The 22,661-nt window shown below is 66.6% G+C and carries 23 protein-coding genes; 7 read left to right on the forward strand and 16 right to left on the reverse strand.

From position 1 onward, the window contains the following. Positions 1-160: 160 nt before the first annotated feature. Positions 161-1,027: an alpha/beta fold hydrolase gene (locus A5709_RS20925; protein WP_197501046.1), complete on the reverse strand. Its 867-nt coding sequence runs from the start codon at positions 1,025-1,027 to the stop codon at positions 161-163. 90 nt (positions 1,028-1,117) lie between these two features. Between A5709_RS20925 and A5709_RS20930 the strand changes: the two genes are divergently transcribed. Then, positions 1,118-2,602 (forward strand): amidase, encoded by a 1,485-nt coding sequence (locus A5709_RS20930; RefSeq protein WP_068122167.1) that lies wholly within the window; start codon positions 1,118-1,120, stop codon positions 2,600-2,602. Here A5709_RS20930 and A5709_RS20935 read toward each other — a convergent pair whose 3' ends face one another. Next, entirely contained in the window at positions 2,603-2,782 is a 180-nt protein-coding gene (locus A5709_RS20935; protein ID WP_068011453.1) for a hypothetical protein, read from the reverse strand. It abuts the gene before it with no gap. Between the two features lie 263 nt (positions 2,783-3,045). Then, the gene (locus A5709_RS20940) at positions 3,046-4,194 is read right to left on the reverse strand and encodes a TDT family transporter (protein WP_068122107.1); all 1,149 of its coding nucleotides are present in this window, start codon (positions 4,192-4,194) and stop codon (positions 3,046-3,048) included. Between the two features lie 63 nt (positions 4,195-4,257). On the opposite strand from A5709_RS20940, the gene A5709_RS20945 reads away from it, so the two are divergent. Together A5709_RS20945 and A5709_RS20950 are read left to right on the forward strand one after the other, a co-directional pair. After that, positions 4,258-4,530, forward strand: coding sequence for a hypothetical protein (locus tag A5709_RS20945; RefSeq protein WP_197520211.1), 273 nt, complete (start codon positions 4,258-4,260; stop codon positions 4,528-4,530). Between the two features lie 277 nt (positions 4,531-4,807). After that, the gene (locus A5709_RS20950; RefSeq protein ID WP_156768117.1) at positions 4,808-6,364 is read left to right on the forward strand and encodes an LCP family protein; all 1,557 of its coding nucleotides are present in this window, start codon (positions 4,808-4,810) and stop codon (positions 6,362-6,364) included. 24 nt (positions 6,365-6,388) lie between these two features. On the opposite strand, the gene A5709_RS20955 is transcribed toward A5709_RS20950, so the two are convergent. Continuing rightward, positions 6,389-7,180, reverse strand: coding sequence for an SDR family NAD(P)-dependent oxidoreductase (locus A5709_RS20955; RefSeq protein WP_067951444.1), 792 nt, complete (start codon positions 7,178-7,180; stop codon positions 6,389-6,391). Positions 7,181-7,257: 77 nt separating this feature from the next. On the opposite strand from A5709_RS20955, the gene A5709_RS20960 reads away from it, so the two are divergent. Continuing rightward, complete coding sequence (locus A5709_RS20960; protein ID WP_067951446.1) at positions 7,258-8,151, forward strand: NAD(P)-dependent oxidoreductase; 894 nt, start codon at positions 7,258-7,260, stop codon at positions 8,149-8,151. On the opposite strand, the gene A5709_RS20965 is transcribed toward A5709_RS20960, so the two are convergent. The 4 genes from A5709_RS20965 to A5709_RS20980 form a co-directional block, all read right to left on the reverse strand. Next, the gene (locus tag A5709_RS20965; RefSeq protein ID WP_067951447.1) at positions 8,134-8,964 is read right to left on the reverse strand and encodes an SDR family oxidoreductase; all 831 of its coding nucleotides are present in this window, start codon (positions 8,962-8,964) and stop codon (positions 8,134-8,136) included. The genes A5709_RS20960 and A5709_RS20965 overlap by 18 nt on opposite strands. Positions 8,965-9,045: 81 nt before the next feature. Continuing rightward, positions 9,046-9,969, reverse strand: coding sequence for an enoyl-CoA hydratase (locus A5709_RS20970; RefSeq protein WP_068122111.1), 924 nt, complete (start codon positions 9,967-9,969; stop codon positions 9,046-9,048). Positions 9,970-10,033: 64 nt separating this feature from the next. Further along, positions 10,034-10,831, reverse strand: a complete 798-nt coding sequence (fetB, locus tag A5709_RS20975) for an iron export ABC transporter permease subunit FetB (protein WP_068122114.1) — start codon at positions 10,829-10,831, stop codon at positions 10,034-10,036. After that, positions 10,831-11,508 (reverse strand): phosphate ABC transporter ATP-binding protein, encoded by a 678-nt coding sequence (locus A5709_RS20980; RefSeq protein WP_197520210.1) that lies wholly within the window; start codon positions 11,506-11,508, stop codon positions 10,831-10,833. The genes fetB and A5709_RS20980 overlap by 1 nt, the downstream gene beginning before the upstream one ends. A gap of 16 nt (positions 11,509-11,524) precedes the next feature. On the opposite strand from A5709_RS20980, the gene A5709_RS28185 reads away from it, so the two are divergent. The 3 genes from A5709_RS28185 (at position 11,525) to A5709_RS20990 (ending at position 13,833) form a co-directional block, all read left to right on the forward strand. Next, positions 11,525-11,689 (forward strand): hypothetical protein, encoded by a 165-nt coding sequence (locus A5709_RS28185; protein ID WP_102419489.1) that lies wholly within the window; start codon positions 11,525-11,527, stop codon positions 11,687-11,689. After that, positions 11,690-13,168, forward strand: a complete 1,479-nt coding sequence (locus A5709_RS20985) for a trehalose-6-phosphate synthase (RefSeq protein ID WP_068011459.1) — start codon at positions 11,690-11,692, stop codon at positions 13,166-13,168. An 86-nt stretch (positions 13,169-13,254) separates the two neighbouring features. Then, positions 13,255-13,833: a hypothetical protein gene (locus A5709_RS20990; protein ID WP_068122117.1), complete on the forward strand. Its 579-nt coding sequence runs from the start codon at positions 13,255-13,257 to the stop codon at positions 13,831-13,833. A 9-nt stretch (positions 13,834-13,842) separates the two neighbouring features. Here A5709_RS20990 and A5709_RS20995 read toward each other — a convergent pair whose 3' ends face one another. The 8 genes from A5709_RS20995 to A5709_RS21030 are packed head-to-tail and all read right to left on the reverse strand — an operon-like array spanning position 13,843 to position 22,659. Next, positions 13,843-14,334 (reverse strand): mammalian cell entry protein, encoded by a 492-nt coding sequence (locus A5709_RS20995; protein ID WP_068122120.1) that lies wholly within the window; start codon positions 14,332-14,334, stop codon positions 13,843-13,845. After that, on the reverse strand, positions 14,334-15,023 hold the full coding sequence (locus tag A5709_RS21000) for a mammalian cell entry protein (protein WP_068122124.1): 690 nt from the start codon (positions 15,021-15,023) through the stop codon (positions 14,334-14,336). The genes A5709_RS20995 and A5709_RS21000 overlap by 1 nt, the downstream gene beginning before the upstream one ends. Next, a complete protein-coding gene (locus tag A5709_RS21005; RefSeq protein WP_068122127.1) occupies positions 15,023-16,747 on the reverse strand; it encodes a virulence factor Mce family protein in 1,725 nt (574 codons plus the stop codon). Before A5709_RS21005 ends, A5709_RS21000 begins: the two co-directional genes overlap by 1 nt. Positions 16,748-16,760: 13 nt before the next feature. Beyond that, positions 16,761-17,915, reverse strand: coding sequence for a virulence factor Mce family protein (locus tag A5709_RS21010; RefSeq protein ID WP_068122132.1), 1,155 nt, complete (start codon positions 17,913-17,915; stop codon positions 16,761-16,763). Then, complete coding sequence (locus A5709_RS21015) at positions 17,915-19,354, reverse strand: virulence factor Mce family protein (RefSeq protein ID WP_068122136.1); 1,440 nt, start codon at positions 19,352-19,354, stop codon at positions 17,915-17,917. Before A5709_RS21015 ends, A5709_RS21010 begins: the two co-directional genes overlap by 1 nt. Then, on the reverse strand, positions 19,351-20,415 hold the full coding sequence (locus tag A5709_RS21020) for a virulence factor Mce family protein (protein WP_156768118.1): 1,065 nt from the start codon (positions 20,413-20,415) through the stop codon (positions 19,351-19,353). Before A5709_RS21020 ends, A5709_RS21015 begins: the two co-directional genes overlap by 4 nt. Then, positions 20,405-21,457, reverse strand: coding sequence for an MCE family protein (locus A5709_RS21025; protein ID WP_068122141.1), 1,053 nt, complete (start codon positions 21,455-21,457; stop codon positions 20,405-20,407). Before A5709_RS21025 ends, A5709_RS21020 begins: the two co-directional genes overlap by 11 nt. Further along, on the reverse strand, positions 21,457-22,659 hold the full coding sequence (locus A5709_RS21030) for a virulence factor Mce family protein (protein WP_068122145.1): 1,203 nt from the start codon (positions 22,657-22,659) through the stop codon (positions 21,457-21,459). Before A5709_RS21030 ends, A5709_RS21025 begins: the two co-directional genes overlap by 1 nt. Positions 22,660-22,661 lie beyond the last annotated feature (2 nt).

The raw sequence follows: 22,661 nt of genomic DNA on the forward strand, positions 1-22,661 counted from the left end.
CACGCCGCCTCTCTTGATGTGTCGGCCAGCATGCTAACAGCGCCAGCGGGTTTCGGCCGCTCGAGGAGCCTCGCCCGACACAACCGAATTGACATGAACGACAAAATTTTTAGCGAATACCCTGCCGGACAATGATTTTGACCCTAGGCCGACGAACCGATCAGTCGTCGAGATGCCGGGCGAGGAACCCCAGGACGGCGTCGGCGAAGATGTCGTTGCGGTCGCCGGCCACCATGTGCCCGGCACCGCGCACATCGGTGAACTCGACCTGCGGAAAGCGCGCCAGGAATTCGTCCGCGCGTTCCTGGCTGACGAGGTCGCTCATCTGGCCCCGGATCAATAGCATCGGCACGCCGCCGCGCAGGATGGCGTCGACGGCGGCGTGCATGCGCTCGGGGTCGGTGACCTCGAAAGGGGGATATGCGGCGGTCCCGCTGATGAACTGGGGATCCCAGTGCCAATACCAGCGATCGCCACGGCGTCGCAGATTCGTGGTCAGGCCGTCCAAGTCGGTTGGCCGTGGGCGGTGTGGGTTGTATTCGGCGATCGCGTCAGCGACCTCGTCCAGCGAGGCGAAGCCAGATTCCACCCGATCGGACATGAAGGCGTGTATCCGATTGGCGCCGGACTGGTCCATGTTCGGCACGATGTCGACCAACACGACCGCGCTGGCGATGCCCGGGGAAATCTCACCCGCGAGCAGCATCGAGGTGAACCCGCCCAGAGAGGCGCCGACCAGCACCGGCTGTGGGGGCAGCGTGCCCAGCACTTCCTGGACGTCGCCGGCGAAGCTGACGACGCGGTAGTCGCCTTCTTCGGACCAGTCGGATTCGCCGTGGCCGCGCAGGTCGACCGTGACGGCTTGCCAACCACGCTGGGCGACGGCTGCCGCTGCCCTGCCCCAGGAGCGGCGGGTCTGCCCGCCGCCGTGCAGGAACACCACGGCGCGTGCTTGAGGATCGCCGAGCCGGTCGGCCACGATGCGCACGCCGCCGGGCCCCTGGATCGAAAACGGTTCCACTGCCATCGGCATCAGGTGATACTAAGCCGCTTCGGCGCCGACCCGGTGTGGAAGCTGCTCCAATACGATGCAGCGGGGCGTCCAGAGGAGAAACCGATGCAGCTTGACGAGTACATGTCCTTGGACGCGACCGCGTTGGCCGGACTGGTCGACCGCAAGCAGGTGACGCCGACCGAACTCCTCGCGTTGGCGCGCCAGCGAGCGGAGGCGGTGAATCCGCGGTTGAACGCGATCGTCCGCCGACTCGGTGATGTGGCGGACCGGCGGGCCGCCGACCCGAGCCTGCGCGGACCGTTTGCCGGTGTGCCCTTCGTGATCAAAGACCTTGCCCAGGAGTATCGCGGCTTTCCGACCTCGAGCGGTTCCCGTTCGCTGGCCAATGACGTGGCCGACCAACATGCCCTGGTGACTCAGCGGTTCCTGGAGGCGGGGCTGGTGATCTTCGCAATGACCAATACGCCTGAGTTCGGGGCCAAAGGCGTGACGGAATCGGATTACTGGGGCCCCGCTCGCAACCCGTGGAACACCGAGCACACTCCCGGCGGTTCCTCGGGTGGATCCGGCGCAGCGGTCGCGGCCGGGGTCGTCCCGGCGGCCGGGGCCAACGACGGTGGTGGATCGATCCGCATTCCCGCCGCCTGCAACGGGCTGGTCGGGCTCAAGTTCAGCCGGGGGCTGTCGCCCTACGGCCCGCAGACCGGCGAGCCGATGTTTGGGATGGTGACCCAGGGCGTGGTGTCACGCACCGTGCGCGACAGTGCCGCGCTGTGTGACGCGATCGTCGGCCGCGATCCGCACGCCGCCTACGAAGTTGCTCTTCCGCAAGGCACTTTCGCCGACCACATCAAGCGCCGGCCGGGCACGCTGCGCATCGGATACTCGTGGTCCTCGGCGATAAACCCGCATCCCGATCGGGAAGCCGTCGCCGCGGTGGAACGGGCGGTGGCGCTCCTCAACGATCTGGGGCACCAGGTCGAGGAGGTCCCGCCCCCATACGACGACGCCGCGCTGGCGCGCGACTTTCTCACCATTTGGTTCGCGCAGCTCTATCAGCACGTCGCCGACGCCAGACAACGAATGGGCGCCCGCGACCGCGATTTCGAGGCCGACACCTTGGCCGTGAGCGAACTCGCCCGTGCCACCGGCGTTCTGGCGCCCATTCTTGCCTTGGAGAACAGAAACGATCACATCCGATCCCTGTCGACGTTCCACGAGACCTTCGATTTCTTATTGACCCCGACCCTGGCCACGCCGCCCCTTCGGGTAGGCGCCACGACGACGCCGCTCCCGCTGCAGCAGGTTGCCCGCCTCGCCAGCAAGCTGCGGGCAGGAAAAGTCATGGCGCGCAGCGGAATTCTCGATCAACTGATTCAGGAAAGCTTGGGCTGGGTGCCGTACACGCAACTCGCCAATATCACCGGGCGCCCCGCGATCAGCGTGCCCCTGCATTGGACGGAGGCCGGACTTCCGCTCGGTGTGCAGTTGGTGGGGCGCCTGGGCGCCGACGGCGATCTACTTCAGCTGGCAGCCCAGCTCGAAGAAGCCGGGCCCTGGGCGCACCGGTACCCGGCGCCCGCGTGACTAGCCCGGGGACCCGGGCTTGTCCTCCGGCGCATGATCGCCCCGCCACAACTTGGCGAACCGCCGGGCCACATCGCCAAGCCGGTACCCCGGTCGTCGTGAAGCGTTGATCCTGCCGAGGGCCTGTTTGCCCTCGGCGGCGTAGTCCTTGACCGTTTCGTCGCCTTCTTCAGCGCGCATCCTCGACCTCCCGCTCCTCATCAAGCTGCTTGTGTCCGCGCCTAACGCTCGGACGGTTCCGCCGGCGTCAAGCGCTCCGGCGCATCCGCCGGTGTGAGCCGTTCAGGTGTTTCCGTCGGCGCCGGTCGCTCGGGTGTCTCGCTCGGAGTACCCCGCTCCGGCGGCTCGCGTGAGTCCATCATTTAGCCCTCCGATCGGCTCAGGGTTGCCTACCCGCCGACCCCGGGGGCCGAAACGCCTACGGCCTTGCATACCGACGCCCGTCAGGACACCGGTTCCTTGCTGGCCTTCACCGGCGTGGTGCTCGGGGGCAGCTTGAGCAGGTTGCCGCGGAGGCTGCCCCGCGCGGTGCGCGCGGCCACCAGCAGCCAGGTGAACAACAGGCCGGCGTACGCGATGGCCGCGGCCACCCGGAACGCGGGCAGATGCGTGTGGCCGGCGAGCTGGGAGGTACCCGTGACGAAGGTTCCGACCGGGAAGGTCAGGCTCCACCACGTCAGGGCGAACGGCATGCCGCGCCGCAGTGTGCGCACCGTCAGCGCGGTGGCGAGCGCGATCCACAACACCGCGAAGCCCCACACCGGAACTCCGTACAGGATCGCGAAGGCGTTCATGTCCTCGGCCACTTCGGGGTCGACGGCCAGACCGGCGCTGACACCCAAAAGCCCCGCGGCGGTGATGGATTGGCCGAGGGGACCCAGGACGATCCACAGCGTTGGCACCCGCGCGGAACCCGACGTGCCATACAGCGTCAGGCGCGCCCAAATCATCGCGATGATGTTCAGGGAAGCCAGCAACGACAGCCCGAACATCGCGTAGCAGCCGTACAGCATGGTCTCCCGGCCGGTACCCGGCGACAGGTGCGGCAGCAACAACGCACCGGTCGCCGCGGTCACCATGGGCGGAACCACCGGCATGAGCCAGCCACCGAAGGCCGCGTCAGGTTCGACGTTGTGCTGGGTGAACATCAAGAACGGGATGCTCACCGCGGTGAACAGCCCGCCCAGCGTTCCGGCGGTCCACAGCACCCAATCCAGGTCGACGGCGATGCGTTCGCCCACCAGGTCCCTGCCGACCAACACCGCTCCCCCGCCGACCGTCATCAACGCCATCGGGGCGGCGCCGTAGAAGTGCGCCATCTGCGGATTGCGCGCGTGCGTGCGCGCAACGGTGGGGTGGCGCAACCAGTGCCCGCCCACGAGGACGATCAGCACCACGAGCAGGACGGCGGCGATCACCCAGACCACCTGGGCGAATGCGCGCAATCCCACCACATGCACGGGCAGGGTGGCACCGGCGATGGCGACGATCCCGGTGCCCATCACCGAGGCGAACCAGTTGGGTCCGATGTTGCCCAGTACCTCGACCCGGGTCTGCGGCGACGGCGGGCCCTCCGGGTTGGTGATGGTCATAGCTGAGAAACCCTACTGCGCCGCGCCGAGCCGGGCGGGCGTCCCGCTTAGACTCCAACGGTGATGTATCCGGCCCCCACGACGAGGCAGGCAATCACGAGGGTCCCCCTGATGATCGGGATTGCCGTGGTGGTGGCGCTCGCCATTCTCGCCATCCCGATCAAGCAACGATGCGGGGCGCCGGGCCTGTCCTGCGCGACGGCGGTGGACCCGCAAGGCAATGTGCATTACTACTACGAAGTCGAGCCGTTGGGTGTTTATCTCGCCGAAATCGTGACCGGCTCCAACATCACGGTTTTCTACGAGTCGGGCGAGGACCTGGTCCAAGCCCGGTAGCGGTGTCTCGACTCGATAACAGGTTCGAGTCGGTCCCCTGGGAAGTGTGACGTGGTCGAAACCACGATGCGACGCTCGAGCCGGAACGCGCTGGTCAGGCTCAGATTGCCACCGCTAACGCGCCCGCGGGCCGGCGCAACGGGCCGACCTGGGAAGCGTTCTCGATTGGGGGCTTCACAGCAAGCTAACGCATACTTGACACCATGCTTGAAGCGACATCGCCGCAAACCGCCGTTGCGGTGGCTGGTGATGCGCTGGGCGTGGGCAGAGGTTTGTGATGGCCCGCTCGGGCGGTGCCCATCGCCGTCATCGAGCCGTGCGCCAACCCTCACGTTTCCGTAAAGGGCTGACGCGTACCCTGGGCGCGCTGATTTCAGTGGCGGCGGTCGGGCTGACCGGGGCCGGGTACTACGTGGCCCACGGCGCGCTGGGCGGCATCACCGTTTCGAACGCCCTGCAGCCCGACGATCCGCGGTCCAGCGGTGACGACATGAACATCCTGCTGATCGGGCTGGACTCCCGCAAAGATCAGGACGGCAACGACCTGCCCTGGTCGATCCTGAAGCATCTGCACGCCGGCGATTCCGACGACGGCGGCTACAACACCAACACGCTGATCCTGGTGCACGTCAGTGCCGACAACAAGGTTGTCGCCTTCTCGATCCCGCGCGACGACTGGGTGCCCTTCACCGGGGTCCCCGGATACAACCACATCAAGATCAAGGAGGCCTACGGCCTTACCAAGCAGTACGTCGCGAACAAGCTTGCCAATCAGGGCACCAGCAGCCAGAAGGAACTCGAGACGAAGGGTCGCGAAGCCGGCCGGGCGGCGACGCTGCGTGCCGTGCGCAGCCTGACCGGCGTTCCGATCGACTATTTCGCCGAGGTCAATCTGGCCGGGTTCTTCGACCTGGCGCAGACCCTGGGCGGGGTGGAGGTCTGCCTCAACCACCCCGTCTACGACTCGTATTCCGGTGCCGACTTCCCGGCAGGGCGGCAGACGCTGGACGCCTCTCAGGCGTTGTCGTTCGTCCGGCAGCGCCACGGGCTGGAGAACGGGGACCTGGACCGGACCCACCGGCAGCAGGCGTTCATCTCGTCGGTCATGCAGGAGCTGCAGGCCTCGGGAACCTTCACCAACCTGGACAAGCTCAAGGGCCTCATGGCGGTGGCGCGTAAGGATGTGGTGTTGTCCTCCGGTTGGGACGAGGAGATGATCCAGCGGCTGGGTTCGCTGGCGTCCGGCGGACACGTCGAGTTCCGGACGCTGCCGGTAGTGCGCTACGACAACATCGATGGCCAGGACGTCAACATCATCGACCCGGCCGCGATCAAGGCGGAGGTGGCCACGGCGATCGGCGCCGCGCCCCCGACCACGACGCCCGCCACCACGGCCGCCAAACCGAGTCCGTCGACCATCGTCGACGTCATCAATGCCGGCAGCATGAGCGGACTCGCGACCGAGGTGTCCCACGCCCTGCAGAACCACGGCTACACCACGGGGCAGACCCGGGACCGCAATTCGGGTGAGCCGACGGCGAGCACCGTCGCCTATGGCGCCGGGGCGGAAACCGACGCGCGTAACGTGGCCAAACTGCTCGGCCTCGACGCGCCGAGTCAGCCCGACCCCAGCGTCCAGCCCGGACACATCAGGGTGACCGTTGACACCAATTTCTCGGTGTCGATGGTTGACGACGGCACTTCGGACGAAACGTCGAGCACCACAACGTCGACCAAAGCCAAGACTTATTACTACAACGGCACCACCACGACCTATCCGACGCCGGATCAAGGGAAACCGATCGACGGCGGCGGCGTGCCGTGCGTTAACTAGCGGCCAAGCCGGGTCGCATTCCGGTTAGGCGTGCGTCCCGCCGTCGATGCGGATCTCGGTGCCGGTGATGAACGCGCCGTCATCGGAGACCAGCATGGCGATCACCCCGGCGACCGCCGACGGGTCGGCCATCCCGGTGCCGCTGGACTCCACCGTGGTCGGCAGGATCGGCATCAACCTCGAAAACAACGACCAGTCAGCGTCTTTCGGGATGTATCCCCCGGTCGCGTCGGTGATTCCGGACTTGATGCTGCCAGGTGCCACGCAGACGGCGCGCAGACCATCACGCGCGTATTCAAGCGCCAGTGAATGGGTGAAGGCCTGAATTCCGCCTTTGCTTGCCGCGTATGCCGCCATATACGGGTGGGCGAACGACGCCGAGGTTGAACTGAAATTGACGATCGCGCTGCGAGGATTCGCCAGTAGCGTCGGAAGTGCTTCGCGCACAACGAGAAACGTCCCGGTCAGATTGACGCCGACGATTTGGTTCCACAGGTCCAGGCTGGTCTGGTGGGTGTGCGCGGCGCGCAGAATGCCGGCCGCATTGACCAACGAATCGAGGCCGCCGAGCCCGTCGACGGCCCGGCGCACGCCGTCAATCACCGAGTCCTCGTTGCCCACGTCCATCGGCACGGTGGTGAGGCGGCCGGCGGTCGCGGCCTCGTCGGCACGGGCCCGGGTGGCGTCCAGGCCGCCCTCGGCGACGTCGGAGGCGACCACGGTGGCGCCCTCGTCGAGGAGCCGCAGCGCGGTCGCCTGCCCGATCCCCGACGCGGCGCCCGTCACCAGGATTCGCTTGCCATCGAGTCGATTCATTGCTCGCTCCCGTGCTCGTCGCGTCACTAGGCGCTCATCATCGCAAAGGGCGGCCGCCGACAAGGCAGAGTGGGTGCATGGACATCGGATTCATCGGCTTGGGCAACATGGGCCAGGGCATGGCCGCCAACCTGATCGGGGCGGGCCATCAGGTCACCGTCTACAACCGCTCCCCCGGCAAGGCGCAGGGCCTGGTCGAGCGGGGCGCCACCGCCGCCTCGACCGTCGCCGAGGCCTGCACCGGCGACGTGGTGTTCACCATGCTGGCGGACGACCGCGCGGTCGAGGCCGTTGCGTTCGGCGAACAAGGGATTCTCGCGGCACTGACCCCGGGCGCCACGCACGTCTCGTCGAGCACCATCAGCGTTGCCCTCTCGGAGCGCCTGACCGCCGCGCACGGTGAAGCGGGCCAGCGGTATGCCGCGGCGCCGGTATTCGGTCGGCCCGAAGCGGCCGCTGCCGCAAAGCTTTTCATCGTCGCGGCGGGTGCGCCGCAGGTGCTGCAACCGCTATCCCCGCTATTCGACGCGATCGGCCAGCGGACCTTTGTGGTGTCTGAGCAGCCGCACACGGCCAACCTGGTGAAGCTGAGCGGCAACTTCCTGATCGCTTCGGTGATCGAGAGCGTCAGTGAAGCCGTCGCGCTGGTGGCCAAGGCGGGGGTCGACAGGCAGCAGTACGTCGACATCCTCACGTCGACGTTGTTCGCGGCCCCCGTCTATCAGACCTACGGCCGGCTTATCGCCCGCCGGGAATTCGAGCCGGCCGGGTTCGCCGCCCAGCTGGGCCTCAAAGATGTTCGCCTGGCGCTCGCCGCCGCGGAGCAGTTGCAGGTGCCGCTGCCTGTGGCAAGCCTGCTGCGTGACCGGTTCCTTACGTTGGTGGCCACCGGCGGCGGACACCTGGACTGGTCGGCGCTCGCCACGCTCGCCGATCGAGACGCCGGCCTGGCTTCAGACGACTCCGCGTAGCCCGTCGGCGCCGAACGCGGGTTCCAGCATGGCGGAGTAGTCCGGGCCGCGGCGCAGCATGAGCCCACCGTCGACGTTGATGATCTGCCCGGTGATGTAGCACGCTGCGTCGCTGAGCAAGAACATCGCAAGGTTGGCGACGTCCTCGACCTCGCCGGGCCTTGGCAGCGGCGTGCACTCGCGGTAGTCCTCACTCACCTCCGGCAACGCGAAGACCGGGGCGACCAGATCCGTGCGGATCAGGCCCGGGCGGATGCTGTTGACGCGCACCCAGGACGGGCCGAGTTCGTCGGCGGCCAGCTGCATCATGTGATCGACGGCCGACTTGCTGACGCCATAGGCGCCGAACCATCGGTGGGTGTTGCTGGCGGCGATCGACGAGATGCCCACGAACGAACCACCGCCGCCGCGGACCAGCTCGCGCGCGGCGTGCTTGAGCACGTACATGGTGCCGTTGACGTTCAGGTCGACGGTGCGCCGCCAGCCCTCCGAGTCGATCTGGGTGATCGGCCCGATGGTCTCAGAGCCACCCGCGCAGTGCACCACGCCGTGGAGTTGGCCGTGCCAGGCCGTGGCGGCGTCCACCGCGCGGGCGGCCTCCTCCTCGTTGGTGACGTCGGTCGGCTCGTAGCGAATAGAGCCGCCACTGTGAAGCGCTTCGATCTCGCTGACGGCCCCCGCCAGCCGGTCGGGATTGCGGCCGACGATCATGACCGAGGCGCCCGCCCCGACCAGCCCCGCGGCCACGCCCTTGCCGATCCCGCTGCCACCGCCGGTGACCAGATATGTCCGGTTTTCGAAAGAAAGATGCACGCGACGCCCTCTCAAACTGAAACAGGTTCTAGATATCGAACCACGCGGAGAAGTCACCGCGGCAACGGGTGGCCGCGTGCGCTACGGCGTATCGCGGCGGGCCACCTGTGTCGGCTTCGCGTTGCGCCAGTCCTCGACGTCGGGCGGCAGTCCGACCGCGTACCTGTTCTCGTTGTGGGCCGCCCAGTGCGCATGTCCCAGCTCGTGGATGTGGAAGGCGTGCCGCAGGGCCTCGGTGAATCCCATTGCATCGGAAGCGGCATTGACCGAGTCCTTGACGAGCAGCGCCGCCATCGTGGGCCGGTCGGCGATGCGCCGGGCGAATTCCAGCGTCTTGTCGGCCAGCTCGTCGACCGGGAACACCTTGGACACCATGCCGAGCCGATAGGCTTCGTCGGCGTCGAGCGAATCTCCGGTCAGCAGCAGCTCTTTGGCCTTGCGGGGACCGAATTCCCAAGGGTGGGCATAATATTCGACGCCGGGCATCCCCAAGCGCACCGCGACGACATCGCTGAACTTGGCATTGTCGGCGGCCACGATCAGGTCGCACGCCCAGATCAGCATCAGACCCGCGGAGATCGCGTTGCCCTGCACCTGGGCGATGGTGATTTTGCGCAAATCCCGCCAACGGCAGGTGTTCTGGAAGAAGTAGTGCCATTCCTGCAGGTAGATCTTCTCCACGATCGGATCGCGCGTCCCCCCGTTGATCCGGAAGCTCGGAAGTTGGCTACGCTCCGCGATCGCCAGCTCTGAGCCCAGGTCGTGGCCCGCGGAGAAGTTCTTGCCGCGCGCCGCCAGGATCACCACGCGCACGGTGTCGTCGGCCTCGGCGCGCAGAAACGCCTCGTCGAGTTGGACCAGCAGGCCGCGGCTTTGCGCGTTGTGGGCTTCCGGCCGGTTCAGCCATATCCGCGCGATGCGGCCATCGTCGAGGGTTTCATAGCTGACCAACTCGTCAGCTTCGGCGTTGCCCGTCTGGGCACCGGTTTGCTCGGAAAGTGTCATGCGGCCCACCTCACTTGTTGCCAGGTCCGACGTCGTTACACATTACGGCCAGTGTGTAAGTGGGTCACCGGTGGGTGGGTGAGCCGTCCGGCCGCATGCCCAGCGGCAACAGACGGTGATCGCGGGTGAACGCCAGGCGGACCAGTCCCAGTCCGACGACGACGGTGGTGGCCGCCACCGAGCCCAGGATCAAGAACATCACGACGGCCTGGACCAGCACGGCCTGCACCGGGTGCACGCCGGCGAGGATGAGCCCCGTCATGGCACCCGGGAGGAACACCAGCCCGGTGGCTTTGGTGGTTTCGATTTGCGGCGATATCGCCGACCGCAACGCGGTCCGCAGGTACGGGGAGGCGGCCTGACGGGAGGGCTGCCCGAGGGCGAGCCTGGCTTCGACCTCGTCGCGCTTGTCGCGGAGCTCGTCGACCAGCCGCCGGGCCACCAACACCGTGGCGGTCATCGAGTTGCCGATCATCATCCCCGCGACCGGCACCAACGTCCGCGCCTGCAGGGGGAACACCCGCAGCCCGAAAATCACCCCGAGGGTGATGACGGCCGCGGCGGCGAACGCCGCGATCGTCAGCGGCGCGAGTCGCGGCACCTCAGGCGCCCGACGTCGGGCGAGATCCCCCGCGTAGGCCACCATGCCGGCCACCCACGCCCATGACCACCACAGGGAACGGCCAGGCTCGAACAGCAAGGTCAGGCCGCCGCCGACCAGCAGTAGCTGCGCCAGGGCGCGGGCCGCCGCCCATGCGAGCTGGCCCTGCAGCCCCAACCGCTGCCAGAGCGAGATCGCCGCTGCGACCGCCACGAGAATCAGCGACGCCGCCAGACCCATCCAGCCGACCTCGCCGTTCATCACGCCACCGACCCGACCGGGCCCAGCCCCAGGCTTCGGCCCCGCTCGATGTGCAGGACGCGGTCCGCGGCGCGCTCCACCTGCGCCGAATCGTGGGTGACCCACAGCGCGGGAATCCCGTCGGCCGCCAGGTCACGCACCGCACGCTCGATCACCCTGGCGGCTTCGGCGTCGACCGCGGAGGTGGGTTCGTCGAGGAGCAACACCTGCGGCCGGGCCATCAGCGTGCGGGCCAGGCACATTCGCTGCGCCTCCCCGCCGGACAAGGCGGTGGCGTCGCGGTCCAGCCAGGATCCGGTCAAACCGACGCGGGACAGGGTGTCGCGCATCCGTGCGTCGGGTGCGTCTGGATCGGCCGCCCGCAGGTTGTCGGCGACCGTCCCCGGAAACGGCGACGGACGCTGGAAACACATGCCCACCCGGCGCCGCAACCACAGCGGATCGATGCCGGCGACGTCCTCGCCGCAGAATGACACCGTGCCGCTCGTCGGCACCTCGAGCCGGTTGCACAGGCGAAGCAGGGTGGACTTGCCTGCGCCCGACGGCCCGAACACCGCCGTCACACCCCGACCCGGGATGGCTGCCGTCAGGCCGTCCAGCGCCCGCACTCCGTGCCGCTCTACGACCACGTCGAGGAACTCGAACATCAAGTCCTCACCCACCTGCTCATCCTGCATCACCTACAGTTATGTCATGGCTACGAAATCTGACCCTGGCGAGATCGGCGACGTCGAACCGGTTGCCGACAGCACCGCGAGCCAGGCCAGGCGAGTCGTCGCGGCCTATGCGAACGACGCCGACGAGTGCCGCGTCTTCCTGTCCATGCTCGGTATTGGGCCCGCAAAACTCGACGCGTAAATGGCACCCGGGGACGGGCACGACTCGAAAACACCCTTCGGGAATTCCGACTTTGTGGTGGTCGCCAACCGGCTGCCGGTAGATCAGGAACGGCTTCCCGACGGCACCACCGCATGGAAGCGCAGCCCCGGCGGCCTGGTGACGGCCCTGGAGCCACTGCTCCGGCGCCGGCGGGGAGCGTGGGTCGGCTGGGCGGGCGTCGCCGAGGAAGAGACCGACTTCGATGACGAGCCCATCGTCCAGGACGACCTGGAGCTGCGCCCGGTGCGGCTGAGCGCCGACGACATCGCCCAGTACTACGAGGGATTCTCGAACGCCACGCTGTGGCCGCTGTACCACGACGTCATCGTCAAACCGATTTACCACCGTCAATGGTGGGACCGCTACGTCGAGGTCAATCGGCGCTTCGCCGCGGCCACCTCGCGCGCCGCCGCGGAGGGCGCGACCGTGTGGGTGCAGGACTACCAGCTGCAACTGGTGCCGGCGATGCTGCGGGAACTGCGGCCCGACCTGACCATCGGCTTTTTCCTGCACATCCCGTTCCCGCCGGTGGAACTGTTCATGCAGCTGCCGTGGCGCACCGAGATCATCGAGGGTCTGCTCGGCGCGGACCTGGTGGGCTTCCACCTGACCGGGGGCGCCCAGAATTTCCTGTTCCTGTCGCGGCGACTGATCGGCGTGAACACCTCCCGGGGCTCGGTCGGGGTGCGGACACGGTACGGCGAGGTCGATCTCGGGTCGCGCGTCGTCCGGGTGGGCGCCTTCCCCATCTCCATCGATTCCGGCTCGCTCGACCAGGCCGCCCGCGACCGCGACATCAGGCGGCGCGCGCGGGAGATTCGGACGGAGCTGGGCAACCCCCGCAAGGTGCTGCTCGGCGTCGACCGGCTGGACTACACCAAGGGCATCGATGTGCGGCTGAAGGCCTTCTCGGAACTGCTTGCGGAGGGACGCGCGAAACGCGACGACACCGTTCTGGTGCAGCTCGCGACGCCGAGCCGCGAACGCGTGGAGAGTTACCAGATTCTGCGCAACGACATCGAGCGCGAGGTGGGCCACATCAACGGCGAGTACGCCGAGGTCGGCCATCCGGTGGTGCATTACTTGCACCGTCCGGTCCCCCGCACCGAATTGATCGCGTTCTTCGTGGCCGCCGACGTCATGCTGGTCACCCCGCTGCGCGATGGCATGAACCTGGTCGCCAAGGAGTACGTCGCCTGCCGCAGCGACCTCGGCGGTGCGCTGGTCCTGTCCGAATTCACCGGCGCCGCCGCCGAACTCCGGCAGGCCTATCTGGTCAACCCGCACGACCTCGAGGGCGTCAAGGACGCGATCGAAGCGGCACTGAACCAGCCCGTCGAGGAGGGCCGGCGCCGGATGCGGTCGATGCGGCGGCAGGTCCTCGCCCACGACGTCGACCGCTGGGCGCGGTCATTCCTGGACGCATTGGCGGAGCCGCAGGCGCAGGACGCCAAGTAGGCCGCGCGAACCCATGGTGCTGCCGCGCAAACGCTGTGATACTCGGGGGATCGGTCCAGGGGAAGGTCCGGAAAAGGGAGGGCACTGTGAAGCTCCGTCGCGGGTTGGCCGCTGGCGCAGGCATCTTCTCGGCAGTCGCCATCGGGATCGCGCTGGAATCGGGTGAACCGGCCAAGGCGCTGGGACCACCCGTGGACGGCAATTACAGCTACAACGAGGCGGGCGTCTCCGGAGTCACCTGGACCATTACGGCACTCTGCGATCAACCTTCCGGGACCCGGAACATGAACGACTACTCCGACCCGATCGTGTTCGCAATGAACTGCGCCCTGAACATCGTGAGTTTCACCGACGAGCAGATTAGCGCCGCGGACAAGCTGCAGAATTTCAGCGGCCGGGCGCGCATGTCGAGCATGCTGTGGAGCTTCAAGGTCGATAAGGCCAACGGCGTCTCGTGCCCGGGGGGCGGCACCGCGCCCTCAACCGAGACGTGGGCCTTCAGCGATGAAACGATGAGCGGCACCCACACCACGTTGCACGGTGCCGTTTGCGGGATGGAACCGGCGATGAAAAAGCAGCCGTTTTCGCTGCAGATGACGGGCCCGCCGCCCAGCCCCGTCGAGCGTTATCCGTTGTACTGCAACGGCATTGCGATGTGCTACTAGGCCGGGCCGCTAGATCGGCGTGATGTAGGCGATCAGCCATTGCTTGCCGATCTTTTTGAAGTCCACCCGTAACCGGCTGCCGTCGTAAAGCGGCTGGCGCGACTTATCGGTTACGGTGCGGTTCATATAGACCATCAGCGACGCCGAATCCCGCTTGGCGGACATCACTCCCACGCCGACCACACTGGCCTGGACGACCACTTCACGCTTCTTGGCCTCCGGAATGATCTGCGCGTTGGCGCTTTTGCGAAACTCCTGACGATAGTCGGGGGTCAGCAACGGATACGCCTCGCTGAGGCTGCGCTCAACCGTCTGATAGTCGTAGGCGAAGACTTCCGGAATCTCTTTGGTTGCCAACCCCGGTAACACCGCGCGCGCCGCCTCCTCACCGCGCGTCTGTACCCGGCCCCAGTAGAACCAACCGGCCGCCGCCGACAAGCCGACGAATGCCGCTACCAGCAAGCAGCACGCGACACTGAGCAGCCACCGCCGCCACCGCATCAATTGCCCCCGTTGGGATATTTGATGTCGTAACCGGTCATCTTGCCCTGCTCGTCCTCGTGCACAATGACTCGCAAGCGGTAGGGCATGGAGGGCTTGTTCACGCCGTCGATGTCGGCGACCGTGACCCGCACCGACACCAATACGGAGGCGTTGTCGGTGACGTTGTCGATGCCCTCCAGGGCGGCGCCGTTGATGACGGCTTCCGACGTCGCGTTGGTCGAACGGAAGATGGCCTTAAGGTTTTCGACGTTGTTGTTGGCACCCAGCATGCCGCGCAACGGCCCTGAGGTGCCGTTGACGAACCGGTTCACGCTCTCGTCGATGTTGTCCTGCTTGTAACTGAACATGTTGACCACCGTCTGCGTGGCCATGTCGACGAAGCGCTGGTCGCGCGCCTGTTGAGCGCTCGCGTGCCGTTGCTGGACGACAAGCAGAGCCACGCAACCGGCCAGGGCGCCGACGGCCAACAGTCCGGCCGCCAACGAGATCCACGCCACCAGGGCGCGGTGCGGCCGTCGCCGCGGCGGCGGCTTGACGGGGTTCAGCGTCTTGACGGGCTTGGCCGGCTGCGTCGGGACGGCTTCGACCTGCACCGTGGTGGGCTGATCTGCGTCGCCGTTCGCGGGGCCGGCCGCGCGGGAGGCCCGACGACGAACGCGCGGTTTGCTCGTTGGCTCGTCTGCCACTACATCGGCCTCGGATCAAGCATCAGGTCCACCCAATTCTCGGCGCTCGACGCGCCGTTAGCACCGGCCGCGAAAATACCAGTGCCTCCGGCCGGGTCCTTGAACGCGCCGGTCTTCTCGTCATAGGTGGCATACGAGGGTCCGCTGGCCTGCGGTTGGCCACCGGGCGGCGGGCCCCACGGCTTCTCCGGTCCGGGGCCCGCCGGCGGGGGATTGATCCCTTCCGGTGGTGCTGGCGGGGGCAGCCACTTCGGATACGGCAGTTGTGGCGGCACGGGCGGAACCCCGGGCGGCTGCCACGACGTGAACGGCGGTGGCGGCCCGTTGTCGTTGGGCGGCGGCGGGTCGAATGCCGGCTGCTTGTTGGGCAACGGCCCCGGCCCCGGCACCACGCCGGGCGGTGGCGGCCCGGCGATCGGCGTGCCCGGATCGGGTTCCGCACCCGGTGGGATGTACGGAAACTTGTTAGGCGGCAAGACATTCAGGCCGTTGGTCACTGGAGTGTCGTAGGGCACCGGCGGACCGCGCCACGGGTTGCGGCCTACGGGCACATAGCCCTTCGGGTCGCGGCAGAGCTGAATCGTAGGCGCCCGCTTCCCCGGGAATTCCTGGCACGGGTAGTTGCGGGCGCCCCGGACCGTGCTCGGATCGTTCTGGGCGACCTTGCAGTACATGTCCTTCGGGAGTTCACGCACCGTCTCGTCGGCCGGTGTCCGCATCAACGGAGGGGGCAGGAAGCCGACGGCGCACGGCGGAGGGTCGTTGAGGTCCAACTTGAAGTCCAGCTTTCCGCCCTCGTCGAGAGGAGGACCGCCAGCCATGGTGATGATTGCGGCAAATAGTGCCGGCAGCACAACGAGCAAATGCTCGATCGACTTGTGGTAGATGACGCCGACGCGGCCCAGGTTGGCCAGGCTGGCCGCCAGCGCCGGGAACGAAGGCCGGATTCCGGAGAAGGCCGTACTGGCCTCGTCGGTCGCGCCCGGCGCGGTGGCCAGTGTGTCGCGGAGCTGCGGGTCGGCCTGCCGCACCTCGGACGTGAATCGGGCCAGCCCGTCGGCAAGCGACTTGATGTCGGCGCCGGCACGGATTTGAGATTCCAGGAACGGGCCGGCCTGGTCAATCAGCTGTGAGGCCTGCGGATAGTTCGCGTTTGCCTCGTCCACCAGCAGCCGGGCGGACTCGAACAGCCGGGCCAGCTCGGGGCCCGACCCGTTGGTCGCGATGAACGTCTCGTGCAGCAGCTCGCGCAGCCGGGTGTCGCCCAGGCTATTGGTCAGCGCCTCCGCCCGCTTCAACAGGTCGGCGACGTCCTGACCGATCCGGGTGTTCTGCCGTTCGATTCGAAACCCGTTGTGCAACTTTGTCGATGCCGGTGTGCTGGGCGGGACCAGGTCGATGTATTGCTCACCGACCGCCGACACGCTCTTGACTGTCGCGGTGACGTTCGACGGTATGGGAGTTCCGCTGTTGAGCCGCATTTCGGCGGTGACGCCGCTGGGGTTGAGGCCGACGGACTCCACCCGCCCGACGGCGACGCCCCGATACGTGACGTTGGCGTTCTTGTACAGGCCGCCGCCGGCGACGAAGTCGGCGGTTCCCGCGTAGGTGCCGAGGCCGAACGTGGCGGGCAGTCGCAGGTAGAAGATCGCCATCACGGTCAAGGTGATCACGGTGATCACCGCGAAGATCCAGAGCTGGATTCGGGTCAGTCTGTCGTGCATGTGCGTCGGCCCCCTACTGTCCTGAAGCCGTGCCGGGCGGAATCTTGAACGGGTCGGCCGCCTGTCCGGACAAGTTGGCCAATTCGCCGGTCAAGAAGTCGGGCGGATTGAGAATCTCGCCCATATGGGCCATGTTCGGATCGAAATACGCGGTAGTGAAGAAAGTTTCACCGATCCGGCGCAGGGTGAGGTCAAAGGTGGTGAACACGTTGAGGTAATCACCCCTGACAGCTTGCTTGATGCCGTAATTGGGGAACGGGAACGTCAGCAATATCTGCAAGGAGGTGACGAAATTTTTCCGATTGTCGTTGAGGGCCTTGACCACCGCGTAAAGGTCCTTGACGTCGGCGGCGAAATCGACCTTCGTCTTTGCCAGAATCTGCGAGGTGACGTTCGCCAATTTGTGGAGCGCACTGAACGCCTCGACGATGTGGTCGCGGTTCTTGTTGAGCACGCGAATCGCGTCGGGCAGCGTGTCCAGCGCCCGACCCAGATTGTCCTTGTCGCGCGCCAGGCTCGCCGAGAATCGGTTCAAGCCGTCGACCGCATCGATGATGTCGTTGACCTGACGGTTGAGTCCGGCGGTCAGTTCCGCAAGCCGGGGCAGCAGGTCGACGAACTGGTCCTGCCGGCCGGCGACTGCCTGATAGGTCTCGTCGGTGATCTCTTCCAACGCACCGACATTGCCCTTGTTCACCACGACACCGAGGGCCGACAGCACCTCTTCGGTGGTGGGATAACGACCGGTGTTGGACTCGGAGATCTTCGAGCCGTCGGTCAGTCGACCGACGGCCGGCTTGTCCTTCGGGCGTGCCAGGTCGATGTGCATCGAGCCCAGCAGCGAGGTCTGGGCGACCGTCGCCGTCGCGTTGGTGGGTAGCACGACGTTCTTGTCCAGCGCCAATTTCACCGCGGCATAAAAGGATCCGTCGGAACGCTGCATCGCCTGAATGCCGGCGACGCTGCCCACGGTGACGTCGTCGACCATGACCGGGGAGTTCTGCGGCAGCGTCGCCACGTCGGGCAGGTCGACCGTGATCGAGTAGGCGCCGCCACCATGGCCCGCGGTGCCGGGCATAGACAGGGAATTCAGACCGCCGAATTGGCAGCCGGCCAGCAGCGCGCTACCCGCAGCTAAAGCACCACCCCGCAACCACATCCGACGCATCAGCCACCCCCGTCCGCGGCCGGCGGTCCCGCCGGCGCCTGACTCGGCGGTGGGCCCGGTAAGGGTCCGAAGGCGCTGCCCGCGGGTCCCGGCGCGGGCGCTGGTCCGGCATTGCCCAAGGCCGGCCCCGGCGCCGGGCCGCTCTGCGGCGCCGGTGGAACCAGCAAGGCCTGCAGGTCCGCCGGGTTCTGGGCGGCGGGCGGCGTCTTGCCGCCGTTGGCCGGGATCCAGGTCAGCTCCGGGACCGGCATGGCCGACTTCGCCTGGGTTTCCGGGGTGTCATAGATGATCTGGCCCTTGTAGGCGGTGATCGTGTTGAGCGGGTGGAACATGATCGGCGGGTAATTGACGGTGAGCCTGCGCAGCACCGGCCCCAGCCGCTCACGGCAGAGCTCGGCGCGCTTGAAGTAGTCGGGGGCGCGCGGTCCGGCGGCCGTCTCGAAGGACCCACCGCAGATGAATTGCACGGGGTTGGCGAATTCCGGTATCGAGAGCAGGCCGTTGAGCGTGCCCTGCGCCGGGTCGTAGATGTTGTAGAAGTTCGAAATGCCCGGACCCGCCACGTGCAGGACCTGCTCGATGTTGTCACTCTGGTCGCTGAGGGTCTTGGCGAAGTCGTTGAGGTTGTTGACCGTGTCGATGATGGCCGAGTTGTTCTCGTGCAGGAACCCTCGGATATCGGAGAGGGCCTTGTTGAGCGTGCCCAGGGTGTTATCGAGGTGACGCGAGCTGTCGGCGAGGACCTGGGAGACGGACGCAACGTTCCCGGCGAACTGCACGATCTGCTCGTTGCTGGCCGACAGTGCATTGACAAGAACCTGAAGGTTTTTGACCGTGCCGAAGATGTCACTGCGTGAATCACCCAGCCGCCCAGCCGCTTGCGACAGTTCGCGCAGGGCGTCATGGAACGACTCGCCGTTGCCGTTGAGGGTGTCCGCGGCCTGGTTGATCGCCCGGCCCAGCGGCCCCTGCATCGATCCCGTCGTCGGACCGAGCTGGGCGGCCAGTTGGGTCAGCGACTCCTTGACCTCGTCCCACTCGACGGGGACCCCGGTGCGCGCCAGCCCGATGCTCCCGCCGTCGGGCAGCACCGCCCCGCCGGTGTACGCCGGGGTCAACTGAATGAACCGGGCCGCCACCAGGTTCGGCGACATGATGATGGCCTTCGCGTCCTTCGGGATCTTCACGTCCTTGGAAACCGACATGGTGATCTTGACGTCGGACGGTCGCGGTTCGATCGTGTCGATCTGGCCCACCGGAACCCCGAGGACGCGGACCTGGTCGCCGGGGTAGAGGCCCACGGCCGACGTGAAGTAGCCGACGATGCTTCGCGTGTTGCCGGTAGACGACAGCACGTACACGCCGCCCACCAACGCCGCGATGAGCGCGATGGCGGTGGCGTAGCGCAGCCCCCGGCTGCCGGCGATCCGCTTGATCATGGTGACTTCGGCCTGATGATCCAGCGCTCCTGGATCAAACCGCGGAGGTAGTCGGCGAGGCTGGCCGGCATCTTGCCCGGCTGGTAGAAGAAGTCGAACATCGTCGCGAGCAGCGGTGCGGGGATCACGCCGTAGACGTTGACGTTGAAGCCGGGCCCAGAACCCACGACCTCGCCCAGCTCGGTGGCGTAGGTGGGCAGTCGTTTGAGCGCCTCGGTGATGTAGTCGTGGCGCTCGTTGAGATCGCTCAGCACGTCGTTGAGCTTGCTCAGTGCGGGACCGAACTCCTTGCGGTTGTCGGCGACGAACCCCGAGATCTGTTGTGAGAGGCCCTGAATCCCCGAAATCAACCGCCCGAGGGCGGCGCGCCGCTCGTCAAGGGCGGCGAACAAATCGTTGCCGTCGTCGACCAGCTTGTTGACCTGGTCGGCCCGCTGGGACAGCACGCCGGTCACCGATTTCGCGTGTGCGAGAAGGCTCTGCAGCGCCTCGTCGCGGCGGTTGAGGGTGCGCGACAACGTCGTCACACCATCCAGGGCACCGCGCAGTTGCGGGGTCGCGTCTTGCAGCGTGTCGGTCAACACGTTCAGCGCCTGCTCGAACTGGGGCTTGTTCAGGTTGCTGGCGTTCTGCCCCAGGTCCTCCAGCGCGCCGGCGAGTGTGTACGGCGTGGTCGTGCGGCTGAGCGGGATCGTGGTCGACCTGCCGCTGCCGGCCGGGCTCACGGCGATGGAGCGCTCCCCGAGGATGGTGTCGGTGCGGATCGCGGCCAGTGACTGATCCCCAACGGCGACATGGCGATCCACGCTGAAGCTGATCTTGGCGCTGTCTCCCGCAAGACCGACCGACGTCACCTTGCCGACCTTCAGGCCCGAAACGTACACCGCGTTACCGGGATTGATGCCGCCGGCGTCGGAGAAGTAGGCGTCGTAGATCTTTCCCTGCGGCCAGAACGGCAGTGCCGCGTAACCGAATGCGATGAGCACGACGCACACCACCAGCACCACCCCGAAGATGCCGGTGCGCAGCGGATCACGCTCACGCTTTGCGTTACTTGACAAAAGCGCACCTCCCCTTGCTGGGATCCACCTGCCCACCGAGGGGCAGCAGGATGTCGCTGCCGGCGGGGCCATTGATCTTGATCGTCACCGAGCAGAAATAGATGTTGAAGAACGAGCCGTAGGCACCAAGCGCGGCCAGCCGCAGATAATCCTCGCCCAGCTGCTCGACGTCGTTGTTGACCTCAGCCTTGCGGTTATCGATCTCGGTCGCCAGCGGCCGGGTGTTCTCCAGGATGCCCTGCAGCGGCCGGCGCGAATTCTGCAGCAGCTCCGTCAGATCCGTCGTCGTCGAGGCCAGCGGGGGAATGGCGCCCGCGATGTCGTCCTTGTTCTTGGCCAGACCGCTGATCAGTTGTTGCAGCTGGTCGACGCTGGCCGAGAATTGGGCGCTGCGCGCATCGACGGTCTTGAGCACCGTGTTGAGGTTGTTGATCACATCACCGATGAGTTGGTCGCGCTGCCCCAGCGCCGACGAGAACGCGCTCGTGTCGGCCAGCACGTTGGACAACGCGCCGCCCTGGCCCTGCAACAACTCGATCACCGCGCTGCTGATCGTGTTGACCTTGTCCGCGTCCAAGCCCTTGAGCACCGGCCGCAGGCCGCCCAGCAGTGCGTCCAGATCCAGCGCCGGCTGGGTGTGCTGGGCATTGATCGTCGCGCCCGCCGGCAGCTTGCGCAGCTCCCCCGGGCCCGAGGTGATCTCCAGATACCGGTCGCCGACCAGGTTTTCGTAGCGGATCACCGCGCGGGTGGACGTATAGAGGGTGTAGCGCTTGTCGATTCCGAACGCCACGTCGATGGTGTTGTCGGGGTTGAGCTTCACACCCGACACCGCACCGACGGGCACGCCGGCGATGCGCACCTTCTGGCCCGCCTTCAACCGAGACACGTCGGTAAACGTTGCGTGATAAGTGCTTTCGGGACCGAACCGGAAGTCGCCGAAGATCACCACCAAGCCCGCGGACACGAGCAGCATGGCCACCGCGAAGATGCTGACCTTGATCATCATCGAGCGGTGCGTCGGCATCTCCCCCGCGGCCATCAGAAGTCGTCCCGTTCCGCGAAGGCGCCGTGGAACAAGAACTGAAGCGTCGACGGTGCGTCGAACTGCAGTTCGGTGAACGGCTCGTAGGGGATGTTGGCGTTGTCGGTGACCAGGAACGGTGCCCGGTACCACGATCCGCCGTGTTGCTTGTTCGGGATGTCGGGCAGCCCGCGGCAGTTCGGGCCTCCGGTGGCGTTCACGATCGGCAGGGACTCCGGATATGTGTACGCCGGCGCGCCCAGCACGAAGCTCGAGGACGTGAACAGGCCCGCCTTGCGCACACCGAGAATCGGTCCGAACTCCTTGAGGCCCCGGTCGATGCCGGCGAACAGGCAGCCGAATTCCGGTGAGTAGTCGGCAGCCACCTTCAGCGGGGCCCGTAACCGGTTGATGGCGTCGATGAAGTTCTGTTCGGCCGGCTCCAACGTCTCGTAGGCGTTGTTGGCCAGGCCGATCGTGGCCAGCAAGGTGTCGTTGAGGTTGTTCTGCTGGTCGACGACGGTCTTGTTGATCGTCGGAAGGTTGTCGAAGATGGTGTTGAGATCCGGAGCGGCGTCGGCGTAGATGTTGGTAACCACCGCCGCCTTACGGAAGTCCTCCTGCAGCGCAGGCAATTTCGGGTTCGTTTGCCGGGTCAGCGTGTTGAGGCCGGACAAAATGCCGCCGAAGTCGTCGCCGTGACCGCGCAGACCCTCGGACAGCGCGCTCAAAGTGCCGTTGAGCTCGACGGGGTCGATCTTGTGCAGCAGGTCCATCAGCGACTGGAACAGGGTGTTGACTTCCAGCTGCACCGCAGACGCCGCAACGTGGGAGTCCGGGCGCAGCGAGGTCGGCGAAGGGTTCTGCGGCGGAAGGAATTCCACGGCCTTGGCCCCGAAGATGGTGTTACCCGCGATGTGCACCATCGCGTTGGACGGGATGAAATGCATGTCGTCGCTGTTGATGCCCAGCGTCAGACGCGCCTGGTCGCCGGAGTAGTCGATGCTCTCGACCTTGCCGATCTGGATGCCGCGGTATTTGACCTTGGCGCCTTTTTCCATCACCAGCCCGGCCCGGGGAGCCGAGACCGTGACCTTGTCGATCGAGGCGAAAGCCGCTGTGTAGGAAAGGTAAGTCACGACGGCGAACGCCAGTATCAGGCCGGCTAGCACTACGGCTGCCAGCCGGACGGAGGTGCGTCGCGTTCCTGTTTCTGCCATGT

This window comes from Mycobacterium sp. E1386 (assembly GCF_001672745.1).
Lineage (GTDB): Bacteria > Actinomycetota > Actinomycetes > Mycobacteriales > Mycobacteriaceae > Mycobacterium.